The 6,499-nt window shown below is 63.5% G+C and carries 7 protein-coding genes; all 7 read left to right on the top strand.

Annotation, left to right across the window (positions count from 1 at the left end):
* The coding region (lptE, locus tag Q0C48_RS00645) for an LPS assembly lipoprotein LptE (protein WP_291520633.1) at window positions 1-434 on the top strand (434 nt) is incomplete at its 5' end.
* Between the two features lies 1 nt (window position 435).
* A complete protein-coding gene (gene holA, locus Q0C48_RS00640; protein ID WP_291520632.1) occupies window positions 436-1,428 on the top strand; it encodes a DNA polymerase III subunit delta in 993 nt (330 codons plus the stop codon).
* Between the two features lie 61 nt (window positions 1,429-1,489).
* Window positions 1,490-2,674 (top strand): MFS transporter, encoded by a 1,185-nt coding sequence (locus Q0C48_RS00635; protein ID WP_291520631.1) that lies wholly within the window; start codon window positions 1,490-1,492, stop codon window positions 2,672-2,674.
* 167 nt (window positions 2,675-2,841) lie between these two features.
* Window positions 2,842-4,098 carry a glutamate-5-semialdehyde dehydrogenase gene (locus Q0C48_RS00630; protein ID WP_291520630.1) on the top strand — a complete coding sequence of 419 codons (1,257 nt, stop codon included), beginning with the start codon at window positions 2,842-2,844 and terminating at the stop codon, window positions 4,096-4,098.
* A complete protein-coding gene (locus Q0C48_RS00625; protein WP_291520629.1) occupies window positions 4,079-5,020 on the top strand; it encodes a biotin--[acetyl-CoA-carboxylase] ligase in 942 nt (313 codons plus the stop codon). The genes Q0C48_RS00630 and Q0C48_RS00625 overlap by 20 nt, the downstream gene beginning before the upstream one ends.
* Window positions 5,017-5,754 carry a type III pantothenate kinase gene (locus tag Q0C48_RS00620; protein ID WP_291520628.1) on the top strand — a complete coding sequence of 246 codons (738 nt, stop codon included), beginning with the start codon at window positions 5,017-5,019 and terminating at the stop codon, window positions 5,752-5,754. Before Q0C48_RS00625 ends, Q0C48_RS00620 begins: the two co-directional genes overlap by 4 nt.
* 67 nt (window positions 5,755-5,821) lie before the next feature.
* The coding region (locus Q0C48_RS00615) for an NAD(+)/NADH kinase (protein WP_366936967.1) at window positions 5,822-6,499 on the top strand (678 nt) is incomplete at its 3' end.

The raw sequence follows: 6,499 nt of genomic DNA, 5'->3' as shown, positions 1-6,499 counted from the left end.
CCGGGGCCACCATTCCGCCCAAGCTGACGGGGCTGCGCGTCGTCGGCAGCGGCCCCGCCGGAGGCAGCCTGGCCGAGGCCGTCCATCGCGAACTGCAGCGGGACGGCAACAAGGCAACGCCCGATGGCCCCCAGATCCAGATCGACAGCGCGTACGTCAGCCAGCGGATCATCAGCATGAGCCCGGGCAGCGGCGTCGCTCTGGAGTTTCTCAACACCCTGCACGCCGAATTCAGCGTTATCGGCAGCGACCAAAAGGTGCTCCTCGCTGCCCAGCCGCTGCTGGTGGAGAACAGCTTCAGCTACAACAGCGGCAGCCCACTGGGCACCAACGAGCAGCAGGTCACCGTGCAGCGCCTGCTGATGGAGCAGGGCGCACGGCAGATTCTGCGACAGGTGCTCAACAGCCCCAGCTTCCGCCAGCAGGCACCCTGAGATGCGGCTGAAGCCGGCGCAATGGGCCAGCCATTTACGCGGCCCCCTGGCATCAGTATATGGCCTCTTTTCCGATGAGCCCCTACTCTTGCAGGAGGCGGAAGATGCCCTGATCGCCGCTGCGGCACAGCATGGTTTCGGCCAGAAACAGCGCCTCGGCCAGCAAGGCGGTACGGTCTGGGATGCCTTGCGCGACGAGCGGGATGCGGGTTCGCTTTTCGTTGAACAACGCCTGCTCCTGCTGCGTCTGGATAGTCCCAAAGTCCCCAAAGAAGGCAGCGCCGCCCTGCAGTACTGGCTGGCCTCGCCACCTCCCGACGCCCTGCTGATTCTCAGTGGCCCCCGCCCTGACGCCAGCACGCAGAAAACCGCCTGGTTCAAGGACATCGAGACCCACGGCCACACGCTCCTGCTATACCGCCCAGAGGGGCAGGACTGGCCGCGCTGGGTGGAGCAGCGCCTGCGCGCCGCCGGAATGCAGGCCGACAGCGCTGCCGTCCAGCTGCTCACCGACCTCAGTGCCGGCAATCTCAGTGCCTGCCATCAGGCCATTCAGCGGCTGCAACAGGTCTATCCAGGACCGAGCATTGATGTCACCGCTATCCGCGCGGTACTGGCAGACAGCAGTCAGTTCACCATTTACGATCTCGCCGACGCGGTCCTGCGCGGCGAGACAGAACAAATCCTGCGCATTCTCGACCGCCTGCGCAGTGGTGACGGTGAACCGGCATTGTGCCTGTGGGTCCTGCACAAGGACCTGCGCCTGCTGGCTGAATTGCGGGCTGGCGGCGTGGATGCCGATGCGTTCTTCCGCCAGAACCGGATTTTTCCGCCACGGCAGGGTTGGCTGCGCAACGCCGCCCGGCGCCTGACCCGCCCGGAGCTGCGGGCGGGTATTGAAGACTGCCTCGCCATCGACGCCCGCATCAAGGGGCAAGATCCCACGCCAGTCTGGCCCGCACTGACCGATCTCTGCCTGCGGACATGCAAATGACGATGGATTTATTTAGTAACCTGACTCGCGCCATGAAGGCGCTCCATAAGGTTTAGCACCCATGCGCCAGGCTCTGCCATTCACCGTTCTCGTTCTCGGGTTGGTCAGTTTCTTCAATGATCTGGCCTCGGAAATGGTGGTTCCTCTCATCCCCGTCCTCCTGGCCACCATACTCGCTGCGGGTCCGGTGGCCCTGGGCCTGGTAGAAGGGGTGGCGGATACCGTAGCGAGCTTTCTCAAACTCTGGTCCGGCCGACATTCTGACCTCATCGGTGGGCGGCGCAAGGGGCTGACGGTAATCGGCTACACGGTTTCCAATCTGGCGCGGCCACTCATCGCTGTGGTGGGAAGCTGGCCCATGCTCTTGCTCGTGCGCAGCATCGACCGGATGGGAAAAGGTATCCGCACCGCACCAAGGGATGCCTTGCTGGCAGATTCCACGCCACCGCAACGCATCGGCTTTGCGTTTGGCTACCAAAGGGCCATGGACAATGGAGGCGCGGTGATGGGGGCTCTGGTGGCAGCGGCCGTTTTGCATTTTTCCGGAATTCCCTTGGAAGATGTCATCCTCCTGTCAGCCATTCCCGGCGCCATCGCCATTTTGCTCCTCGGTGGCGGTGTGCGTGAGGTACCACGTCCACTCAGTCACCGGACCCCAGCCCATATTTCCCTGAACCCGCACCACCTGTCACCTCACATCCGGCGTTATCTCCTTACGCTGAGCTTGTTCACCCTGGCCCGCGCCACCGAAACCTTCATTCTTCTGCGTGCTTATCAGCTCGGCATGGACGTCGTACAGGTACTCCTCCTCTGGGCCTCCATCCATGCGGCCAAGAGCAGCACCGGCATGGGCGGCGGACGACTGGCCGATAAACTGGGGCGGCGACCCGTTTTATTCATCGGCTGGTCGGCCTACGGCTGCAACTACGCCTTGTTCGCCATGGTGGAAAGCCTCCCATTGTTGTGGGCGGTGGCCTTGTCCTATGGTTTGTTTTTTGGCTTCAGCGAAGGGGCCGAACGGGCCCAGATCAATGATCTGACCACCGGCGACGAGCGCGGCACGGCCTTTGGCTGGTACAACCTGGCCACCGGCATCAGTGCGATCCCTGCGGGATTATTGTTCGGCTGGATATGGGAAGAGGCCGGCGCCCCTTATGCCTTCGGTTTTTCCGCCTGTATCGCCATCGCCGCCACCACACTCCTCGCCACCTGGGTCTACCGCGGCACCCCTTGGCGGCTGTCTTGAATGCCCGCAGTCTCTGCCTGCGGATTGCCGGAATGGCTCTGGAACGGCACAATACCAACAATACCCGCACTGGTTAGGTCACGCGGGCGCCGTTTCCCGGCACGGATCAGCGGCGGGCTTTCCGTTGCCCTCACGTCCGGCCCGAGCCCAACACAGGAGGCTCCATCTTGGATTTACGTAGCGAACTGGAAAAAATCGGTGAACGCGCCCGCAGCGCCCAGCGCCGGTTGCAAAGCGCGGACAGCGCCGCCAAAGACAGCGCCTTGCGCTCCATGGCGGAATTTTTGCGCCGCGACGCCGACAATCTGCAACGCGCCAACCGCAAAGATTTACGCAGCGCCGAAGAAGCGGGTAAAGATGATGCTTTCATTGATCGCTTGCGTCTGGACGAAGCCCGTATCGAAGCCATGGCCAAAGGCCTCGAAGAAATTGCCGCCCTGCCCGACCCCGTGGGCGAGATCACCGACCTGCGTTACCGCCCCAGCGGCATCCAGGTGGGACATATGCGTGCGCCTCTCGGCGTGATCGCCATGATCTACGAATCGCGCCCCAACGTCACCGCCGATGCCGCCGGCCTCTGCGTCAAATCGGGTAACGCCGTCATCCTGCGTGGTGGTTCCGAGTCCCTGCACAGCAACCTGGCCATCGCCGAGCGCCTGCGCGCTGCCCTCGGCAAGGCCAACCTGCCCCTGGATCTGGTGCAGTACGTCAACACCGCTGAGCGCGAAGCCGTGGGTATCCTGATCAGCATGGATCGCCATGTGGATGTGGTGATTCCCCGCGGTGGCAAGGGCCTTATCGCCCGCATCAAGGCCGAAGCCACCGTACCCGTGATCATGCATCTGGATGGCAACTGCCATGTGTATGTGGACGCCGACGCCGATCCCCGCAAGGCGCTCAAAGTGGTCGTCAATTCCAAAACCCAGCGGCTCGGCACCTGCAATACGGCAGAGAGCCTGCTCATTCATCAGGAACGGATGGATGACCTGCTTGGCCCCATCGCCGCGGCTTTGCAGGAGAAGGGGATCGAGATTCGCGCCTGCGAACGCGGCCTGCCCCGCATCCCCGGTGCCATCGCCGCCACCGCAGAGGACTACGCCACTGAGTACCTGGGGCCGATCATTTCCGTCAAAGTGGTGGACGATCTCGACGCCGCGATGGAACACATCAACCGTTATGGCTCCCAGCATACCGAGTCCATCATCACCGAAAATTACACCCACGCCCGCCGCTTTCTGCGCGAGGTGGATGCCAGTTCCGTCATGGTCAATGCCTCCACCCGCTTTGCCGACGGCTTTGAATACGGTCTGGGTGCAGAGATCGGCATCTCCACCAACCGCCTGCATGTACGCGGGCCGGTAGGACTGGAAGGCCTGACCCTGCAGAAATGGATCGTCCTGGGAGATGGCCATATCCGCTCCTGACGCGCCTTCGACGGCATTACAGGTCTTGTTGACGGCGGTGGCCGATGGAGTGCCCCATGCCTGGCCTGCCGATAATCCAGGCGGGCTTCAGTCTGCGCTGCTGGCGGAGGCCGGCGAATGGGGCTTCCCCCTGTATGCGCGGGATGGCGGCGTGCACCTGGAATATCCCGCCGCGCCCCTCTCCGCCCAGGAAATTGCCGACATCGGCGGCATCGACCCGGCGCATATCCACCTGCCACTGTGCTGCGCCTCGACCAATACCGAAGTGTTGCAGGATACCCGCGTCGACGTCTGCCTGAGCGAGAGCCAGTGGGCCGGGCGCGGGCGGCGCGGGCGCCAGTGGTCTTCACCTTTCGGGCGCCATCTCTACCTGAGTTATGGTTGGACTCAGCACAGCCCGGTCAATGCGGCACTAACCATCGTTGCCGCCCTGTCCGTGTTCACCCTGCTGCAGGCGCGCCTGCCCGATCTCTGGGTCAAGTGGCCCAATGATCTTTGGGTGGGGGGGCGCAAGCTGGGGGGCATTCTGGTCGAAGCCCGCCCGCGCCGCCACGGAGAGACCCGGCTGGTGGTCGGTTTGGGACTCAACATCCACGATGATCCCGGTCTGCCCGCCACTGCCGTGAGCCTCGCCGATCTCGACATCAGGGTCACCCGCAGCACCCTCGCCGGTGCTATTCTCCGCCAATGGCGGGAAGACTTCGCGCGTTTTGCGGAGGAGGGCTTCACGCCCTTCCTGCCCCTGTGGAAGAAGGCGGATCGCCTGACCCGTCAGTCCGTTCAGATCAGCGACGCGCAGGGCGTGCGTGCGGCCCAGGTGCTGGGCCTCGGCCTCGACGGGCGCTTGCAGGTAACCTGTACGGATACAGGTACGGTCTGGTTGAGTGCCGGCGATGTCAGCCTGCGGCCCCAACATCCATGATCCTCATCGCCGTCGGTAATACTCGCACCCTGCTGGCGCGCACCCGCGATGGCGTGCATTTCGACAGCGTCAGCGTGGCCACTTCACTGCCACCCGCGGAAATCCTGCAGCAGCCCGGCTTACCATGGCTCAGCGCGCGTAACCAGGAACCCGTCGCGCTGGGCGGTGTCGTGCCTGCGGCGCTTACCGCCTGGCGGGAAGCCTTATCCATAGCAGGTGTCCGCGAACCCGACCCCGGCTTTTTTCGCCGCATCGTGCCGCACGACTACCATCCGCCGGAAAGCCTCGGCTTTGACCGCCGCTGCTGCCTGCTCGCCGCCGCCATGGACTTCCCCGGACAAGACAGCATCGTCATCGACATGGGCACCGCCATCACTATCGACCTGCTGGCTGGCGGACATTTCAGGGGCGGACGTATCCTGCCGGGTATCGCCATGAGCCTGCGCGGTCTGCATGAAGGCACGGCACTCCTCCCCGAAGTCGTCCTGAACACCCCAGCGGAAATGCTGGGCAATGACACGAGCAGCGCCATTCAGGCCGGGGTCATCCATCTTTTTGCCGATGCCCTGCGCGGCGCCATTACCGACTATCGCCAGTACAGCCCCCAGGCACAGATACTGATCACCGGCGGTGATGCCGAACGTTGGCAACCCGGCATCCCCGGCAGCTTCTATCAGCCCCACCTGCTCTTGCGCGGCTTTTATTTGTGGATACAAGGTGGCGCCTTGCCCTAAGATCGAAGCCACGCAAAAATGGCCGCAGCCCCTTGGCGCCAGCCCCGCCCCCATGTACGCTACCCCCATGACCAAACCCTTCCAGCGTGTCCTGCTCGTCAGCAAATACCGTGATCCCTCGGTTCTCCCCGGATTGCAACGGCTGCGGGATTTTTTGCTGGCACAAGACATCCCCACTTTTCTGGAAACCCAGTGCGCCGCGGATATTGGCGACAGCCTGGGCCTGCTGCTGCTCTCGTTCGCGGAAGCGAATGCAGATACCGACCTCGTCATCGCCCTCGGCGGCGACGGTACCCTGCTGGGGACGGCGCGACAGACTGCACAAAGTGGTATCCCCATCCTCGGCATCAATCAGGGGCGGCTCGGCTTTCTCGCCGACCTTTCCATCGACCAGGTCAGCGAAGCCCTGCCGCCCATTCTGGAAGGCCACTATCAGCAAGATCTGCGCAGCGTCCTCCATGCCGAACTGTGGCGTGGTGAGGAGTGTTTCCATGCCGGCCTCGCCATCAACGAAGTGCTCATCCACAAGGGCGACGGCGAAAGCATGATTGAACTGCAAGTGCAGATAGACGGCCGTTTCGTCTATACCCAGCGCGCTGACGGACTCATCATCGCCACACCCACCGGCTCTACCGCCTACGCCATGTCGGCGGGCGGTCCCATCCTCACACCCACCCTCGCAGCGCTCCTCCTCGTCCTCATCTGCCCACATACCCTCACCGCCCGCCCCCTGGCAGTAGCCGCC

The organism is Acidithiobacillus sp., assembly GCF_023255755.1.
Classification (GTDB): domain Bacteria; phylum Pseudomonadota; class Gammaproteobacteria; order Acidithiobacillales; family Acidithiobacillaceae; genus Acidithiobacillus.
The sequence above is the reverse complement of the archived record's forward strand: the minus strand, read 5'-3'. Positions and strand labels throughout refer to the sequence as shown.

Excerpts from the sequence above, each read along its gene's own strand:
- holA (WP_291520632.1), top strand. The coding sequence starts at position 436 with ATGCGGCTGAAGCCGGCGCAATGGGCCAGCCATTTACGCGGCCCCCTG.
- Q0C48_RS00635 (WP_291520631.1), top strand. The coding sequence starts at position 1,490 with ATGCGCCAGGCTCTGCCATTCACCGTTCTCGTTCTCGGGTTGGTCAGT.
- Q0C48_RS00625 (WP_291520629.1), top strand. The coding sequence starts at position 4,079 with ATGGCCATATCCGCTCCTGACGCGCCTTCGACGGCATTACAGGTCTTG.
- Q0C48_RS00620 (WP_291520628.1), top strand. The coding sequence starts at position 5,017 with ATGATCCTCATCGCCGTCGGTAATACTCGCACCCTGCTGGCGCGCACC.